14 protein-coding genes are annotated in these 16578 nt (G+C 73.0%); 8 read left to right on the top strand and 6 right to left on the bottom strand.

Features of this window, described 5'->3' with window-relative positions; translation table 11 throughout:
* Positions 1-40: 40 nt before the first annotated feature.
* Positions 41-2740, bottom strand: a complete 2700-nt coding sequence (locus CP980_RS00635) for a helix-turn-helix transcriptional regulator (RefSeq protein ID WP_167535763.1) — start codon at positions 2738-2740, stop codon at positions 41-43.
* Between the two features lie 470 nt (positions 2741-3210).
* Here CP980_RS00635 and CP980_RS36295 point away from each other — a divergent pair, with 470 nt between their 5' ends.
* Entirely contained in the window at positions 3211-3633 is a 423-nt protein-coding gene (locus CP980_RS36295) for an STAS domain-containing protein (RefSeq protein ID WP_150492254.1), read from the top strand.
* Between the two features lie 103 nt (positions 3634-3736).
* The gene (locus tag CP980_RS00625) at positions 3737-4150 is read left to right on the top strand and encodes an ATP-binding protein (RefSeq protein ID WP_150530061.1); all 414 of its coding nucleotides are present in this window, start codon (positions 3737-3739) and stop codon (positions 4148-4150) included.
* A 175-nt stretch (positions 4151-4325) separates the two neighbouring features.
* On the opposite strand, the gene CP980_RS00620 is transcribed toward CP980_RS00625, so the two are convergent.
* Positions 4326-5300: a sigma-70 family RNA polymerase sigma factor gene (locus CP980_RS00620; protein WP_150492253.1), complete on the bottom strand. Its 975-nt coding sequence runs from the start codon at positions 5298-5300 to the stop codon at positions 4326-4328.
* Positions 5301-5390: 90 nt separating this feature from the next.
* Here CP980_RS00620 and CP980_RS00615 point away from each other — a divergent pair, with 90 nt between their 5' ends.
* The 5 genes from CP980_RS00615 to CP980_RS35465 all read left to right on the top strand — a co-directional run bounded on the left by CP980_RS00615 (position 5391) and on the right by CP980_RS35465 (position 9594).
* Entirely contained in the window at positions 5391-5801 is a 411-nt protein-coding gene (locus CP980_RS00615) for a VOC family protein (protein ID WP_132752978.1), read from the top strand.
* Positions 5802-5991: 190 nt separating this feature from the next.
* Positions 5992-6450: a cupin domain-containing protein gene (locus CP980_RS00610; protein WP_150492252.1), complete on the top strand. Its 459-nt coding sequence runs from the start codon at positions 5992-5994 to the stop codon at positions 6448-6450.
* A gap of 353 nt (positions 6451-6803) precedes the next feature.
* Positions 6804-7967: an FAD-dependent monooxygenase gene (locus tag CP980_RS00605; protein ID WP_150492251.1), complete on the top strand. Its 1164-nt coding sequence runs from the start codon at positions 6804-6806 to the stop codon at positions 7965-7967.
* Between the two features lie 89 nt (positions 7968-8056).
* On the top strand, positions 8057-9163 hold the full coding sequence (locus CP980_RS00600) for a hypothetical protein (RefSeq protein WP_208834748.1): 1107 nt from the start codon (positions 8057-8059) through the stop codon (positions 9161-9163).
* Positions 9164-9198: 35 nt separating this feature from the next.
* Positions 9199-9594, top strand: coding sequence for a hypothetical protein (locus CP980_RS35465; RefSeq protein ID WP_208834747.1), 396 nt, complete (start codon positions 9199-9201; stop codon positions 9592-9594).
* Between the two features lie 578 nt (positions 9595-10172).
* Here the strand turns inward: CP980_RS35465 and CP980_RS00595 are convergent.
* The 4 genes from CP980_RS00595 to CP980_RS00580 all read right to left on the bottom strand — a co-directional run bounded on the left by CP980_RS00595 (position 10173) and on the right by CP980_RS00580 (position 14314).
* Positions 10173-11081 carry an alpha/beta hydrolase gene (locus CP980_RS00595; RefSeq protein ID WP_208834745.1) on the bottom strand — a complete coding sequence of 303 codons (909 nt, stop codon included), beginning with the start codon at positions 11079-11081 and terminating at the stop codon, positions 10173-10175.
* Positions 11082-11312: 231 nt separating this feature from the next.
* Positions 11313-12053, bottom strand: coding sequence for a nucleotidyltransferase domain-containing protein (locus tag CP980_RS00590; protein WP_150492250.1), 741 nt, complete (start codon positions 12051-12053; stop codon positions 11313-11315).
* A gap of 559 nt (positions 12054-12612) precedes the next feature.
* On the bottom strand, positions 12613-13068 hold the full coding sequence (locus CP980_RS00585; protein ID WP_132752970.1) for a hypothetical protein: 456 nt from the start codon (positions 13066-13068) through the stop codon (positions 12613-12615).
* 427 nt (positions 13069-13495) lie between these two features.
* Positions 13496-14314 (bottom strand): alpha/beta fold hydrolase, encoded by an 819-nt coding sequence (locus CP980_RS00580; RefSeq protein ID WP_150492249.1) that lies wholly within the window; start codon positions 14312-14314, stop codon positions 13496-13498.
* A 106-nt stretch (positions 14315-14420) separates the two neighbouring features.
* On the opposite strand from CP980_RS00580, the gene CP980_RS00575 reads away from it, so the two are divergent.
* Positions 14421-16445, top strand: coding sequence for a transcriptional regulator (locus CP980_RS00575; protein ID WP_229907269.1), 2025 nt, complete (start codon positions 14421-14423; stop codon positions 16443-16445).
* The last annotated feature ends 133 nt before the right edge of the window (positions 16446-16578 follow it).

The following is a 16578-nucleotide window of genomic DNA, read 5'->3' as shown; positions in this document are numbered from 1 at the left end:
CCATCCGTCACGTGACGTACGACGTGGAGGCGCGGGCGACTCAGTTCCCGGGTTCCTGATCCACCACGTCACGCAGCTGGCCGCGCGCGGACACGCCCAGGACGGGGAAGACCTGGTAGAGGTGCGTGCCGACGGTGCGCGGGGAGAGGAACAGCCGTTCGCCGATCTCTCGGTTGGTCAGCCCCTGGGCCGCGAGGCGGACGATCCGCTGGCGCTGCGGGGTCAGCGAGCGCAGGGCGCTGTGCCGGGCCGATTCGACGGCGACGCCCGCCGCGCGCAGTTCGGCCTCGGCGCGGGCCGCCCAGGTTTCACAGCCGAGGCCATCGAAGACCTCGCGCGCCTTGGTCAGGGCTGCGCGGGCGTCGGCGATCTGCCGCTGCCTGCGCAGCCATTCGCCGTACTCCAGCCATACCTGGCCCCGCTCGAAGGGCCAGCGCCGGCCCGCCGGGTCCTCCAGGGCCTCCCGGAAGGAGGGTCCGCTGTCGGCCGGGGCGGCGAGCAGGGCCGTCGCGCGCAGCAGGATCTGCCGCAGCCTGGCCGAGGCCCCGTCGCCGACTTCGGCGCGGACGTGGGCGAGAACGGTACGGGCGTCCTCGGTCCGGCCGGTGAGCACGGCGGCGGCCGCGAGGTCGGCGACGCCGTAGCAGGAAAGGTGGTAGTGCAGCGGCGCCCCTGCTCCGTCGTACAGGGCGCGCAGGTGGCGGTGGGCGCTGTTGTGGTCCCCCAGGGCCGTGGCCGCCAAGCCGGCGGCGCGGTGGGCGCGGGCCACGGTGGCGAGCGCTCCGGCCGGTTCGGTGACGGCGAGGACGGCCGCGGCGTGGCGCAGGGCCGTCTCCGGCTCACCGGTCAGGGCGCACACCGTGGCCAGGGCCGCCAGGGCACGGGCGGGACCCAGGGTGTGCCGGCCCGCGAGGAACCGGTCGGCCAGCCGCTCCACGCCGAGGCGGGCGTCGGCCCATCGTCCGCAGTCGAGGTGGGCGAAGGCAAGGTCGGCGGCGGCGGTGCCGGCGTGGAAGTCCGCGGCGCCCTCCCACTGCGGGTTGACCACTTCGCCCAGAAGGCTGACGGACGTCTCGGTCTCGTCGAGCAGCATGCACAGGACGCCCAGCGTGTGGCTCTCGGTGGGGATCAGGCCGGGGGCGGCCGTCACGGCGGGCAGCACGGCGCGGATCGCCGGTCCGTGGACGAACGGGTCAGTGCACCCGGTGTCCCACAGGTGGAACGGGTGGGCGGCCATGCCGTCGTCGCCGGCGCGCGCCGCGAGCATGGGCCGCACTCGATCCCGCTGTGCCGGCAGGCCCGAGTGGTACGCGATCCCGGTGGCGATCGTGGAGACGCCCGCGTCGATCTGCGCCGAGCCGGGCAGTTCGTCGGGCACCACCAGGGCGAAGGCGCGTTCCATGCGCAAGGTCAGCATGGCGACGAGACCGCTGAGCGCCGATATCCAGCGCAGGGCCTCCGGGCCGACTTCGAGGCGGGACGCATCGGCGGCGAGAGTTTCGGCCTGGGCGGTGTCCCCGGCGACGACGGCCGCGTAGGCCGCGGTCGACAGCAACCGTGTCCGTTCGGTCGCCACGGGGTGCAGCTGGGCTGCGCGTTCGAGTCCGGCGACGGTCTCGGCGACGGCGCCACGGGCGAGGGCCCGCATGGCGGTGGTCTCCAGCTCCGCCGAGACGGCCGGATCGGGGCCGACCGCGGCGGCGGACAGCTGCCAGGCCCGTCGGTCCGGATCTGCGCCGAGGACGGCCGCGAGCGCCAGGTGGGCGCGGCGCCGCTCGGCGAACGGCGCGGCTCCGTAGACGGCGGAACGGATCAGGGGATGGCGGAAGCTGATGCGGTCGGGCTGTAGCCGCACCAGTCCGGCGTGCTCGGCGGGCAGCCACACGTCCATGTCGGGGCCGGACGGGAGGGCTGCGAGGACGTCGGCGAGGGCGGCGCCCTCGGCGGCGGCGGCCACCACCAGCGCGGCGCGCGTGGCGGCGGGCAGTTCGCCGAGCTGGGCGGCGAAGGTACGCTCCAGCAGATCGGTGACCGGAAGGGGGCCGATGACGGGTAGCAGGCCGTCGCGGGCGGAGGAACGGGCCAGCTCGACCAGGGCCAGCGGGTTGCCGGCGGCGGTGTCGAGGAGGTGGCGGCGCGCCGGGCCGACGGGGGCGTCCGGCTGCGCGGCGAGGAGCTTCTCCGCGTCCGCGGGCGGGAGCGGAGGCACTACGAGTTCCGGGACGGCGGGGTCGAGCCAGTCGGGGCGGCTGCCGCGGGCGGCGACGATCAGACCGATGGATTCTCCGTCCAAACGGCGGGCGAGGAAGCCGAGCACCTGGCAGCTGCCGCGGTCGAGCCACTGGGCGTCGTCGACGGCCAGCAGCAGCCGGCCGGTGGAGGCGACCTGGGAAGTGAGGGTGAGCACGGCCAGGCTCATCATCATCAGGTCGGGCGGAGTCGGATCGTCTCCGAGGCCGAAGGCCGCGAGCAGCGCGGCCCGCTGACGGGGCGGCAGGCCGTCGGTAGCGTCCAGTACCGGGAACAGCAGCTGGTGCAGGCCGGCGAAGGCGAGTTCCGACTCCGCGGCGTTCCCGCGCACGCGCAGCACCTGGGCGCCGGCATGGGTGGCCTCCTCGACGGAGGTGTCCAGAAGCAGGGTCTTGCCCACTCCCGCTTCCCCGAGGAGCAGCACCGACGACGAGGCGCGAGGGGAGAGTGCTTCGGCGATGAACGCCCGTTCTTCCTGACGTCCGATCACCACGGGACTCCTGAAACCTCTTCGTGCGGAAACGCGGCCCCCGCTCGAACTGGCCAGCGGACCGGCGGAGGACAATGACGGGAGCATAGTCGCCGCCGTCCTGATGGCGAATTCGCGAAGATCGGCGGCTGACGGATGGGGAAGCAGGAGAACTTCCCGGCGCCTGGTCAGCCGACCGATCGTGTGTCGGCGACGGGGGCTTCGCGCTGAGGCGAATCGCCTTCACCGCCGCACCCTGCACCCCGCACCCCACGGCCCGGCGATCAAGTGGGAGTCCGCACCGCCGAGCCGCGCGGGTGCCTGGCGTGGCACGGGCCGAGGCCGTGTCAAAGGAACACGAGCGGGGCGAGGGTGTTACGCCGCGGCTGCAGGCCGGTCTGCTTGACGAGGGAACGCAAGGGCCTGGCTCGTTTCGCCGGAGTCAGGCCCCGCTGCGGCCGACTGGTAATGGGCGACCCGGTCGCTGGACAATGCCCTCGTCGCTGGTGTGGTGCTGGTTGCCCATCCCAGCGGCCCTACGGTGGCCTGGGAACGGTGAAAGGGGAAGGCAAGTGCACGGCGAGGGCAGCGGGGACATCGACGTCGAAGTCCACGGTAGTGCGACGGTGGTACGCCCGCACGGTGAGATGGACATCAGCCGAGCCGAGCACTTCCGCCAAGTACTCTTCGCGGCCCTGTCCGGTGAAGGGCTCCCTCACGACGTCGTGGTCGATCTGCAGTACTTGTCCTTCTGCGACTCCTCGGGTCTCAACGCCCTCCTGGCCGCGCGCACCGTCGCCACCGAAAGCGGCCAGAACCTCTACCTCGCGGCGCCCCGGGAGCAGTTCACGCGCCTGCTGAAGATCACGGGTGTCGCGGACCTGTTCACCATCGAGCCGGCGCCGCCGTTCTGACCGCCCGGACCGCGCGGCGGCGGCCCCGTCGCGCGGTCCTCCGCCCGGGGGTCGGGCAGGCCCGGGAGGCTGGAACCGCGGACGGCTGGGTGCCGTGAAGGAGATGGGGAAGGTGAGAGGTGTGAGAGGAGCGACGATGCCTGAGACCGCACGTCACACGGCTGGTATTCGGGGCGCGGACGCCCGGCGGCTCGCCCGGGAGGTTCTGGCACCGCACCGTGTGAGTGAGCGGCTCCTGGGCGACGTGTTGACGGTGGTCGGGGAACTGGTGTCCAACGCGATCCGGCATGCGGGCGGCGTGACCGCCTTCGACGTGCGGCACATGCACGGCGAGGTGGCCGTCGCGGTGTCGGACGCCTCCCCGCTCCTGCCTCACTCGGCGGGAACCCCGGTGACGGTGCCGGGCGGTTTCGGCTGGCTCCTGGTGAACACGATGGCCGCGCGCACGGAGATCAGCGTCGGCCCCGAGGGTAAGACGATCACCGCATACCTCTCCGTCACCGCCACCATGGCGTGATCGCAGAGCTCCGCTACAGCGCTCTTCCTGGTGCGCCGAGGTGAGTCCGACGAACTGGTGCAGCTCAGTCCGAGGGGGCCGCCCGGCACGAGCGGCCGGCCGGCATGCCGCAGCCGGATCGACTCGCATCCACGACGGCATGCGGCGTTGCGATTCGAGCCGCTGCGCCGGGACGTCACCGGCGAGAGCGCACGGGAACCTGTACGTGCTCGGGCGCTACGGCTTCGCCTCCTTCGCTCCGACCGCCGGCGTCCTGCGGCCCCTGCGCGACCCGTGCCGGGTCCGGCAGGTTCATCTGCGCGAGCTTGGCCGGGTCGACCACGGCCGTGATGGTGGTGATCCGGCCGTCGAAGACGGTGAAGGCGAGGACGGAGAGCGCGGTGCCGTCTTCGCGCCAGGAGATGACTCCGGGAAGACCCCCCACGAACGCCGCCCGGCCCAGGGCGGCAGCGCCGGCCGCCAGCCGCGCGCCGGCGGCGACCTTGGTGGCGCCGAGGGTGACGACCACGCCGCCCGGGGTGTCGACGGTGAGCCGCACATCGGGGTCGAGTACGCGCAGCAGATCCTCGAATTCGCCACGGCGAGCTGCCGCCAGGAAGGCGGAGACCACCTGGCGCTGTTCCCGGCCCCCGCCGGTCGGCCGCTCGGCGGCCCGGACCTTTCTGCGGGCGCGGCTGGCGAGCATCTTGGCCGCGTCGGTGGACTTGCCGAGGATGCGGCCGATCTCGTCGAACGGCACCGCGAAGAGGTCGTGCAGCACGAACGCCAGCCGCTCGCCCGGCCGCAGCGAATCGAGGACGACGAGGAGCGCGAGCCCGACGGAGTCGGCGAACACCGCGTCGTCGTCCGGGGCGGGAGCGTCGTCGAGCGTCACCAGGAGTTCCGGCAGACGGTCGTCCAGGGGTGCCTGGGGGCGGGCCTGGCGTGACCGCAGGACGTCGAGGCTGATCCGGCCGACCACGGTGGTGAGCCAGCCGGGGAGGTTCTCGATGGCCGTCGCGTCCTGACGGGAGAGCCGCAGCCAGGCTTCCTGGACCACGTCCTCGGCGTCGGCGTGCGACCCGAGCACGCGATGGGCGACCGCGCGCAGCCGGTCGCGCTGGGACTCGAACGCCTGGACCACCGGGTCCGTCGAGCCGGTCTCGAACATGTTGTCACCTTTCCCGAATCCGCTCCGTCATGACTGATGACGGGCCCGGACGGGCCCAGGTAACCGCTGAAGGAGCAGGAGGACGACACCATGCTGACCAACATCATGTACGTGACGCTCTACGTCACTGATCAGGAGCGTTCGCTGAGGTTCTACACGCAACAGCTCGGCCTGGACAAGCGCGTGGACTACCCCGGTCCTGACGGACGCTTCCTCACCGTGGGCGTCCCGGGCAGCCCGCTCGACATCATCCTCTGGCCGCACGCCGAGGCCTCGGGAGTGCCGGCCGAGCCGCGGCCGGGTGCCACTCCCGGTCCGGTCTTCCTCGAATCGGACGACCTGCGCGCAGATTTCAAGGTGCTGCGTGCCCGCGGTGTGCGGTTCGACCAGCCCGAACCGGAGGACTACGGGTACGGGGTCCGCATCGAGGCAGTGGATCCGGACGGCAACCGGATCTCACTGCGCCAGCGCGCAGACTGGCAGAGCCGCAGCGATGGCTGAGCGTCCGCAGACTCGACGTGGCCGGCGCCGGGTGGTGCCGGCGTAACCCGCCCCAACCTTCACCGAGCGGCGCTGCGGCACACTCGCGGGGCGCGTACGCATAACTCGGCCCTGAAGCCGAGAGCCGACCCCGACCGCCGAACCACCACCGCACTCGCCCTCCTTCCCGCCCCGAGAGACAGGAACCGTCATGTCACGCGAGCGATTCATCAAGCTGCTGCCCGGCGAGCGCAGGCCCGGCCGCGTCCCTCTGCCCCCGCCGTTCCAGGTCAAGGCCCGCACCGAGGACACCGAAGGCCGCCTGTCCCTGATGGAAGTCACCCTGGTCCGCGACATCCCGCGGCACGTCCACCACGTCGCCGACGAGATGATCTACGTCCTGGAGGGTGAACTCGGCGTGCACTTCGACGGCGATGACCAAACCGTGCCCTCCGGCTCCTTCGTGCTGCTCCCCAAGGGAGTTCCGCACGCGCTGAGCCGCGTCACCGACGCACCGCCCCGCGTCCTGCAGGTCTCCTCACCCGGCGGCTGGGAGTGTTACCTGGAAGACCTCACCGAAGCCGGCCCGGTCACCAACCCCGACGGATCCTTCTCCCCAGCCACGCTCAACCCCATCGCCGCCCCCCATGGCATTCACTACGATGAGTAACGCAGCAAGTTCACCAGCCCGGCCCGTACCTGGGAACGGCAATGGACACCCGGACCCGGCCGCCAGGCCTCGGCCCGTCGTTGTCGCCGGGCGCACGCCCAGCGGCCGGCACACCGATGGCTTCGGAACCCGCCCGGTGGCGTCCGCCGTTCGTGTCTCCGTGCGAGCGCTCTCACCAGGAAATGGACCGAGGGCAACCCGGCCGGTCCGCCCTCCGGTCCGTCGACGGGCATCTGCCAGTATTGCGACGAGGCGCTGCTCGGCCGGACCAGCGTCGCGTCGCATGCCGCTCGGGCACGGGATCGCCGGCCTCTTGACCGGGGACTGTGCCCTCGAACCCAGAGTGAGGACCCATGACGCAGCGCGCCGCGGCCATCGTCGGCGGCGGGATCGGTGGTCTCGCGGCGGCCGTCGCCCTGCACCGCCGGGGCTGGCGAGTCGAAGTGCTCGAACGGGCCCGGGAGTTCACCGAGATCGGCGCCGGCATCTCCCTGTGGCCCAACGCGCTGCGCGCGCTCGACGCGCTGGGCCTGGCCGGCGCCGTGCGGGCACTCGGCACCGTCGAGGCCACAGGCGGCGTACGCGACCGCCGGGGGCGCTGGCTCTCCCGTACGGACAACGCGGAGCTGGCGCGCCGCTTCGGCCATCCTCTGGTGGTCTTGCACCGCGCCGACCTGTTGCGGGTGCTCACCGACGCGCTGCCCGCTGAAAGTCTGCGGTCGGGCAGCGAGGTGGTCACGGTCCGCGGGGACGGCCACCGTTCGGTCGTCGTACACCGCGAGGGCGAGACCCGGCCCGATCTCGTGGTCGGCGCCGACGGGCTGCGCAGTGCGGTCCGTCGCGCCCTGTGGCCCGCCGCGGCCGGCCCCCGGTACGCCGGCTACACCGCCTGGCGCACGGTCACCGAGCCCCTCGCCGAGCCGCCCCGCGAGGGCGCGGCGACCTGGGGCCGCGGTGCGAGATTCGGCTACACGGCGCTGCCGGGCGGGCGGATGTACTGCTTCGCGACCGCGTCCCTGCCGGCTGGAGCAGCCTCCGGCACGTCCGAGCACGCCGAACTGCTGGGCAGGTTCGGGTCCTGGCCGGATCCCATTCCCGCCCTGCTGGCCGCCGTGCCCGCCACCGCTGTACTCCGGCACGACCTGTACGACCTGCCGCCACTGCCTTCCTTCGTCCGCGGCCGGGTCGCGCTGGTGGGCGACGCGGCTCACGCCATGACTCCCAATCTGGGCCAGGGCGCGTGCCAGGCACTGGAGGACGCGGTCACCCTCGCCCACTGCCTCGACGCCACCCCGGACGTGGCCGCCGCGCTGCGCTCGTATGATGGCCTGCGTCGCCCCCGGACCCAGGCCATCGCACGCCGCTCCGCCCGGCTCGGCGCAGTCGGCCAGCTGTCGTGGCCGCCGGCGGTGCTGCTGCGCGACACGGCAGCCCGGCTGACGCCGACACGGGCGACGCTGCGGGCCATGACGCCGGTGCTCGGCTGGACCGTGCCCGGTGACCCGGTGACCCGGTGACCCGGTGACCCGGTGACCCGGTGACCCGGTGACCCGGTGACCCGGTGACCCGGTGACCCGGTGACCGAGACGGAGAACGAGAGCCACTGATGCCGGACTGGACGTATCACCCGCTGCGCGGCTTGGCCGCTGCCGTCCTCGGCCGGCGCCGTTCGCAGCGCACCGCGCTGCGGCTGCTGGCCTCGGTCGGCTCCCGCCCCGCCGGCGCGCGGCTGATCGCCATGGGGTTCGGCCACCGCCATCCACCCGAACAACTCGCCGGCGAGATCGCCGGCGTGCCCGTGACCGTCCGCCTCGGCATATCCGTCCCGCCCTCGCTCGCCCGCGAAGCGGTACGCGCCATGCCCTCGCTCGGTGCCGGTGTCGTCGAGGTGGCACCCGTCTCGGCGGCCGACGCGGAGACCGTACGCGAGGCTGCCGCCGACCGCTCGATCCCGTTGGTTGTCCGCGCCTGCGACCCGGAGGCCGAGGCCGCTCTCGAACCCCACGTCGACGGGTTCACCAGCAGCGATGACCCGCACGTAGTCCACGTGTCCGACCCGTCGGTCACCGCCGCGGCCACCGCGCTCAAGGAGCCGGGCGCCATCGTGCTCGCCCGGCCCGGGGTGCTCGTCGCGGCCGGACCGGGCTGGTTCGCCCGGGTCACCGAGGCAGCCACGCCCACCACACCCGCCCCCGCGCTACGGGACGTCGGCCGCGATCCGCGCCGCTGGCCCGCCTGGTGGTGGGCGCTGCTCGTCGGGCTCGGCATGACGGGAGCCGGACTCGGAGCCGCGGCCATCACGCTCGGGCCGGTGCTGCTCTGGTACGACCGCGACTACCTCGGCATGACGCTGCACGAACTGCATGCCGCCAACCACCACCTCGTGCACTTCCTCCAGCACGACCGGATCACCATGGCCGGCACGATGGTGGCGATCGGCGCCCTCTACGGCGGCCTCGCCGTGGGCGGGATCAGACGCGGCTGGCCCTGGGCCCGCGAGGTGTATCTGCTCTCGGGCGCGATCGCCTTCCCCACCTTCTTCTACTTCCTGGCCACCGGCTTCGTGGAACCCCTGCACACGGCCACCACCGTCGTCCTGTTCCCGATGTTCGTGCCGGGGTCCGCCGGACCCCGCACGCACCGCAGTGGCGCCTGGCACCCGAGGGCCCGGAGCCGGAGCGCCGACGGGCTCTGGTCGGTCAGCTGCTGCTGATCGTCACGGGAGCGGGGCTGCTCGTCGGGGGAGCGGTGATCTCGCTGGTCGGCCTGACCGGCGTCTTCGTACCGACCGACCTGGCCTTCCTGGACACCAGCCCGCAGATGCTGGAAGGCGTCAATCCCCGGCTCGTGCCGTTCGTCGCCCATGACCGCGCCGGGTTCGGCGGCGCCCTGATGGCCGCCGCGGTGGCCATCATGCTGCTCAGCGCGTGGGGCTGGCGGCGGGGTGAGGCCTGGGTGTTCTGGACCCTGGCCGTAGCGGCGGTCGCCGGCTTCCTGCCGACTGTCGTGGTGCACAGCGTGATCCACTACACGGACTTCCTTCACCTCGCGCCGGTCTACTTCGGCATCGCCACGACCGCCACCGGCCTACTCCTCGCGCGGCCTTACCTCTGCGCCAAGGCGTCTGCGAGGCCGAGGGACTGACGGGCAATCACCAGCGGTTCCGGCTGGCCCCGGCATTCAACCGCCCGCTCAGCGGCGATCTCCACGGGGGATCTCTGCGCCGGCGGATCCTGCACCGCTACGACCAAGCCCTGGCACGGGCGCCCCGGCCGGTAGTCGCCGCCCCCAACTGAGCCCCCGCCGCCCCCTGGCCATCGTCAGGGCAGTCGGGCCAGGGAGGTGGCTCGTGCGCGGTGCCTCAAGGGCGCATCACTCACTGGATCGCGGCGGCAGTGGCCGTACTGGCCTCCCAGCGGGGCACCGCCGCCACGTCCGAGAACCGTTGGCCCGGCGCGCTCGCCCGCATCCGGCAGCAGCCGTGGTGGTGGGGCGCGGGACGCTCCGTCGCCGGAATCCTGGTGGCCGTCGTCCTGGCCCGGCGCCAGGAGCGGCCCGTCGCAGTCGCCGGTGATCCTCCCACCCTGGTCCGCGCAGACCGTCCCGGACCGGGTGATCGAGGACACCGGCCGGTGCCCCGGCCCCTGTCACCGCGGACGCCGGCCGCGGAACAGGTCGCTCGCGAGGGACGGCTCTGCTGCTGAAAGCTCGACGTCGAGAGCTCAGGCCAGGCCGGCTTTGAGCGCCGCGAGGGAGTCGTTGAGCGCTTTCGCCGCGGCGGGGACGTGTGGGGCGAGGGCGCAGAACCCGTGGACCAGGTCGTTGTGGTTGTGGTGTTCGACGGGTACCTCGGCTGCGCGCAGGAGCCCGGCGTAGCGGATGCCTTCGTCGCGGATGGCGTCGCCTTGGACGGTGGCGATGTAGGCGGGTGGCAGGCCGGAATGGCTCCGGGCGTAGGCGGGGGCCGCGCCGCAGGTCTTGGGGTCGCGGCCGCCGAGGTACCAGGCGACGCTGAGTTCGACGGCGCGGCGGGGCAGGACGGGCGCGTCGGCGTTCTCCGTCTCCGAGGGGAGGGTGGGGTCGATGTGGGTGCACGGGTACCACATCAGCTGGAAGCGCAGCGCGGGTCCGCCGGTGTCGCGTGCGCGCAGGGCGGCGAGGGCGGCCAGGTTCCCGCCGGCGGAGTCGCCGGCCACGGCGATGCGGTCCGGGTCGGCGCCGAGTTCCCCGGCGCGGGCGGCGCACCAGCGCAGCGCGGTGAACGCGTCCTCCACCGCCGCCGGGTACGGGTGTTCGGGGGCGAGCCGGTAGTCGACGGAGATCACGATCGCGTCGGTTCGGTGGGCGATGGTGCGGGCGACGTTGTCGTGGGTGTCGAGGTTGCCCATGAAGAACCCGCCGCCGTGGTAGTACACGACCACCGGCAGCGGAGCCTTCTCGGCTCGGGGCCAGTAGATGCGCACGCCCACGCCGTCGACGTGGCGGTCCTCGATGCGCGGCAACTCGACGACGCGGGGCTGCGCGAGGGCGTTCGCGGTGTTGGCGTGCCGCAGCTCGTGCGGCGACACCGCGTCGAAGTCGATGACGGGCATGGCGTCGAGCAGTTTCTGCAGAGTCGGGTCCAGGGGCACGGCGCCTCACTTCCTCCCGTACGGAAAGCACCTTGCAGCACCCACGTGCGCGGGGTTGCTGCCGCCGGTGCCCAAGCCATGCGCCGACCACCTTAGAGCTCGTAAGCGGCAAAAGTGGCGTATGGGAGGCCGCTCCGGGGAGCCGTGCCGCCGCACCGTCCACGGGAGCGCGCACCGCGACGGTTGCTGCCGCTCGGAACGGATCGTCGGCTGCGGCGCCGGCGTTCTGCGTCAGCGTGCCGCGGCAACCGAGTCGATGGTGCCGTGCCAGGTCCTGCGGTACCCCTCGCGGAGAGGGCCGCCGACGAGGTCGAGCACCTCCAAGGCTGCGCTGATCAGTACTGCGGGGTCGCCCGACCCGCACAGGCGGTGGTGTCCTTCGAGAAGGGCGGCTCCGCGCTGTGGGTCGGCTTCCAGCAGGCGGCGCGGCAGCCACTTCCCGCCGCCGATCCACGCGTGATGGTGGTCGCAGAGCAGATCGGCCGCGGCATTGACGACGTACCCGGCCACGGCCAGACGCTCGATGGCGTCACTCGCGTCAGTGAGGTCGTCCAAGGCGTCCGTCAGACCGTAGCGTTTTTCTTCGACGGTCTCCGGTCCCAGTGCAGGCGGACCCTCACGAAGGTCCGCTTCGGCCAGAGCGCGAGCCCGCCCGGCCTCGCCATGGGAATCGACCAGCACGAGACCGGAGGCATACATGTTCTGAAGGACTGCCCGCCGTGACGCGACGTCCGCAGCGAAGAGCTCAAGGAGACCGGTACGGGTGTGGACGAACAGTTCAACGACCCGTTCCTCGAACCGGATTGTTTCCCGGCAGGTCACGCCGCCGTCGTCGATGAGGACCGCGATGTCCAAGTCGCTGCTGGCAGTGGCGCGTCCGGTAGCCGTGGAGCCTGCGAGGACCGCGGAGAGCGCATCGGGAAAGCGGCTGCGGACGAGGCGTCGCGCCTGGTCGGTGGGGTATGCATGCATGAGGGGCAGAGTGCCAGGATCCTTGATCAGAGGCGAGTCGATTCCGCTCGGCGTGGTTCGGGCGACTCGATGCCGAATCGACGGACTGTCCACCAGTGCATGACACAAGTTGGACGGTCGCCGGGCGCTCATCTTCACCGCGTCCGGCCCGGCCGGGTGCTGGTGCAGACCCGGTGCGGCTCGCCGGCCCAGGACCGGTTTCCGGACCGGACCGGACAGCGGCGGCCGTGCAGTTGCCGTACGACGTCGTCCTCGATGGCGAACTCGTCGTCTGGGCCATCGAAAGGGCCCGTTGTCGTTCGAGGCGTTGCAGCCCCGGGCGCCGCTGGCGCCTGCCGTGCCCTAGCCGCCTCGTGGTTGGCCTACTGCGTGGCGCCAGAACGCTCTCCTGAAGCAGTTGTTCACCAATCACGCCCCTCACTCCGCGGCAACCGCAAGGTGGCGTTCCTCCGCTCCACCGCCCGTCCCCCAAAGCGGTTTACGGGTGGGTGGCTGGCCCGGCGGCCCGCTCGGGCGGGGCACCGGGCCGATGGTGACGGGTCCGCAGGGTGGCGAGGCGTCAGCAGGTGAGGGTGACCTCGTGGACGACCGGCCGGGCCGACCAGGGGAAGGAAGCCACGCCGAACGTTCCGCGGACCGTCGCGCCGCACGGGACGGTGCTCGCCGGGCCGCGCACCTCAAGCGTCGTGGGGATGAAGACGACCGGCTTGTCCTGCGTGAGGGGCGGGGCGCCGGCGCCGACGACTTCGGCGGACAGCGTGGTGGACAGCTCCTTCGGGGCCGGCGCCGGGCTGCCGGGAGAGGGCGGCCCGGCGAGGCTGACCCTGCCGTAGAACTGCACCGCGTTACCGGTGACCTCCGCGCACAGCCGGGTGAGCAGGCCTGCCTGGAGCCCGGAGTTCCCGCAGGTGGTCACGGTCTGGTCGGCGGCGGTCTCGGGAGCCGCGGCGGCCGGGCCGGCGGCCAGAACGGTCAGGCCGACAACGCCGACCGCGAGAAGGGCTAAGCGGTTCATGGGGACGGTGCTCTCCTTGTCTTCGTCGGTGCGTGAGGGTTCTCAACGCGCCTTGTGTGATGTGATATTTCACATCACACAAGAAGCCGAGGTGATCGCGCCCTGAACTCCTCCTGTCCGGAGGTGAACAGTTCTCCGGCGCAACCGGCCGGGGCCGAGCCGTTCGTCCTGGCGCCAAGTTCTGGCGGGCGTACCGGGGTACGAGTACGGCGTCTTCCACGAGGCGACGCTGCGGGAGATCGCCACGCGACCTCGGACCCTGCCGGCGCCCCTGTCCCCGCTGCCGCCACCGCCGGGCCCGGTCGGGCGGGTCGACGAAGAGCAGCCCCTCGACCCGGCCGAGGAGCCGCCGTGGGGGGACTGGCAGCAGCCGGCCGCGGCGCCCGGCCCGGCGCCCGGCAGGCACGCCGCCTGCCGGGCGCGGTGGTCAGGACCCGATGGGGTGACGGGCCAGGAAGCGGGCCAGCTCTTCGGCAACGCGCCGTGACCGTTCGATGTGGAGCAGATGGCCCACGCCGTCGATGACGCACTCCTCGATGTCGGGCACGTTCGAGCGGAGGAACGCCGCGACCTCGACCCACAGAGGCCGGGTGTCGCTCCCCAGCACCGACAGGACCGGCCTGCGGATCGCCGCCGCTTCGTCGGGCCCGAACCGCCATTCGGCCAGGGCGGGCAGCTCGATCCCGAAGAACGTGTCGGCGTCCTTGACCGCCTGCTCCACGCTGCCCGGCATCCGCTCGTCGAGCAGTGCCCGGCAGCGTTCCGGTTCCATTCCGCTGACCATGGACATGAACAGTCCGAGGGCGCGTTCGGCGTCGCCCTCGGCGTACGCCTCGAACGCCGGTGCCGCCTGGGCGAAGAACGCATCGCCCGCGGGCACCGACAGCAGCGAGAGCTCCAGCAGGCTGACCGTGGCGACGCGCTCGGGCCGGTCCTGGGCGAGCTGCGCGGCGACCGCCGCGCCGCTGGAGTGTCCGGCCACGTGGGCGCGCTCGATACCGAGGCCGTCGAGCAGGGCGAGGGCGTCGGCCACGTGATCGGCGACGGAGACCGGCCCGGGGGTGTGGGTGCTGCCGCTCCAGCCCCGCTTGTGATAGCGGATGAGCCGGTGGCTCCCGGCCAGTGCCGGTTCGGCGACGAGCGGGGCGAACCCGTCGGCGAGGACCGGGCTGATCAGCAGGACCGGCTCCCCGTCCCCGCGGATCTCGTGTTCCAGCCGGATGCCGTTCACCGTGATGGTGTCCATGATGTCCTCCACTGGGGTTGTGGCTCACCATGGAGGCGTAAGCGGGGCGGTTACCGCCGTAACCCCCGCCGCCCCGCGACCACCGGCACGGCGAAGGAAGACGTCCATGACTCATGCCTCCGGCGACGGGACCGCCCTGGAGCGGGCACGGAACGCCGCCGCGGACGGCGCCTGGGCGGAGGCCTACGAGGGCTATCTGGCGGCCCGGGGGGAGACGGGCGGGCTGGGCCCGGCGGAGCTCGCCGAGTTCGCGGGCGTCGCCTACGCCGCGGGGCACCTCGACGTGACGATCGAGACCTGGGAGCGGCTCCACGAGCAGCTGGCCGGACTCGGCGAGGACGACGGAGCGGCCGGGGCCGCCGTACGGGTGGCCATGCACCTGCTGTTCGACACCGCGCTCATGGCGCCGGTACGGGGGTGGCTGCGGCGTGCGGAACGCTTCCTCGACCCTGCCGCGCAGACCCCCGCTCACGCGTGGTTCGCGGCGGTACGCACCTACGAACGGTTCCTCAGCGGCGACCTCGACGCGGCCCGGGACTGGGCCGAGCGGGCCATCGGGGCCGGCTCGCACACCGATCCGGCCGCAGCCGCGCTCGGGCGGGTGGCGCAGGCCCGGCTGGTGATCCTCGACGGAGACGTCGAGCGGGGTCTGGAGCTCCTCGACGACGCCGGGACGGCCGCGATGTCCGGGGACCTCGACGCGCTGTCCACCGGAGTCGTCTACTGCGAGCTGGTGTGCGCCCTGCAGGGCCTGGCCCAGTACGACCTGGCCGAGCAGTGGACCGAGGCGATGGAGCGCTGGGCGCGCACGAACGCGATCGGCAGCCTGCACGGCCGCTGCCGGGTGCACCGGGCCGAGATCCTGCGCCTGCGCGGCCAGTGCGCCGGCGCCGAGCAGCAGGTGCTGCTGGCCTGCGACGAGCTGCGCCCCTACCTGCGGCGAGAGCTGGGCTGGCCGCTGACCGAACTGGGCCGGATCCGGCTGCGGCGCGGCGACCCGAGCGGTGCCGAGGAGGCGCTGCTCGCCGCGCACCGCCTCGGATGGGATCCCGAACCCGGGCTCTCGCTCGTCCGGCTCGCCGCCGGCGACATCGACACGGCGGACGCCTCGATCCGGGAGGCACTGGCGCGGCCGCTGCCCGTGCCGTCGAAGGAGCTGCCCCCCACCACCGGTCTGCGCCGGGCACCCCTGCTCGACGCCCAGGTGAGGATCGCCCTGGCCCGCGGCGACGTGAAGACGGCGCGGGACGCGGCCCGCGAGCTCGCGGAGGTCGCCGTCCGCTTCGAGAGCAGCGCGCTCGCCGCCGCGGCCGTGCGGGCGCGGGGCGAAGTCCTGCTCGCCGAGGGCGACGCGACCTCCGCGTCGGAGCTGTTCGCCGACGCCGTACGTGCCTGGAGCGAGCTCGGCGCCCCGTACGAGACGGCCGAGTGTCGACTGAGGCTCGCGGACGCGCACGGCGTCCTCGGCAACCTCCGGGCCGAGGCGCTGGAGCGGGCGACGGCACGTGCCGAGCTGGAACGGATCGCCCGCGCGCCGGCGGCCGACGAGCAGCCTCGGGGCACGCCCGAGCCGAACGCCTTCGTCCGGGAGGGCGACTACTGGAAGGTCGTTCTCGACGACCGGCGCGTGACCGTCCGCGACAGCAAGGGCATGCACCACCTGGCCCGGCTGCTCGCCGCGCCGGGCCGCGAGTTCCACGTCCTCGACCTCGCGGCCGCCGACAGCGAAGACCCCGAGGCGGCCACGAGACTCTCCCGGGCCGGCGACCTCGGCCCCCTCCTGGACGACCGGGCCAAGGAGATGTACCGCCGAAGGCTCGCCGAGATCGAGGAGGACATCGAGGAGGCCCGCGCCGACAACGACATCGCCCGGCGCGAACAGACCAAGCTCGAACGTGAATTCCTGATGGGTGAACTCGCCCGCGCCGTCGGCCTCGGTGGACGCGACCGCCGCGCCGGCGCCGCCTCCGAGCGGGCCCGGGCAGCCGTCACCCAGGCCGTGCGCAAGGCCATCGGCCGCCTCCGCGAAGCCGCTCCGGAGCTCGCCGACCACCTCGACCGCACGATCCGTACGGGTACCTACTGCGCCTACGTCCCCGACCCCCGCGTTCCCTCCCCCTGGCCCCTCTGACCAGGGGCGGAACCCGCCCCGGTCCCGCTCGGCTCGGTTCTCGACGGCGGACTGCTGGTCCGATACCCCGAGGCCGGCGCCTTGTCGTTCGAGGCGTTGCGGCGCCGGGCCGCCGCCCCCGCGCGCGGCGCCG

This window comes from Streptomyces vinaceus (assembly GCF_008704935.1).
GTDB classification, from domain to species: domain Bacteria; phylum Actinomycetota; class Actinomycetes; order Streptomycetales; family Streptomycetaceae; genus Streptomyces; species Streptomyces vinaceus.
Note: the sequence above shows the minus strand (reverse complement) of the source record. Positions and strands in the feature narration are given on the sequence as shown.

Bases quoted from the DNA above. Each gene is read 5' to 3' on its own strand.
- CP980_RS36295 (WP_150492254.1), top strand. From the start codon at position 3,211: ATGCCCTCGTCGCTGGTGTGGTGCTGGTTGCCCATCCCAGCGGCCCTA.
- CP980_RS00625 (WP_150530061.1), top strand. From the start codon at position 3,737: ATGGGGAAGGTGAGAGGTGTGAGAGGAGCGACGATGCCTGAGACCGCA.
- CP980_RS00620 (WP_150492253.1), bottom strand. From the start codon at position 5,300: ATGTTCGAGACCGGCTCGACGGACCCGGTGGTCCAGGCGTTCGAGTCC.
- CP980_RS00615 (WP_132752978.1), top strand. From the start codon at position 5,391: ATGCTGACCAACATCATGTACGTGACGCTCTACGTCACTGATCAGGAG.
- CP980_RS00610 (WP_150492252.1), top strand. From the start codon at position 5,992: ATGTCACGCGAGCGATTCATCAAGCTGCTGCCCGGCGAGCGCAGGCCC.
- CP980_RS00605 (WP_150492251.1), top strand. From the start codon at position 6,804: ATGACGCAGCGCGCCGCGGCCATCGTCGGCGGCGGGATCGGTGGTCTC.
- CP980_RS00600 (WP_208834748.1), top strand. From the start codon at position 8,057: ATGCCGGACTGGACGTATCACCCGCTGCGCGGCTTGGCCGCTGCCGTC.
- CP980_RS00590 (WP_150492250.1), bottom strand. From the start codon at position 12,053: ATGCATGCATACCCCACCGACCAGGCGCGACGCCTCGTCCGCAGCCGC.
- CP980_RS00585 (WP_132752970.1), bottom strand. From the start codon at position 13,068: ATGAACCGCTTAGCCCTTCTCGCGGTCGGCGTTGTCGGCCTGACCGTT.
- CP980_RS00580 (WP_150492249.1), bottom strand. From the start codon at position 14,314: ATGGACACCATCACGGTGAACGGCATCCGGCTGGAACACGAGATCCGC.
- CP980_RS00575 (WP_229907269.1), top strand. From the start codon at position 14,421: ATGACTCATGCCTCCGGCGACGGGACCGCCCTGGAGCGGGCACGGAAC.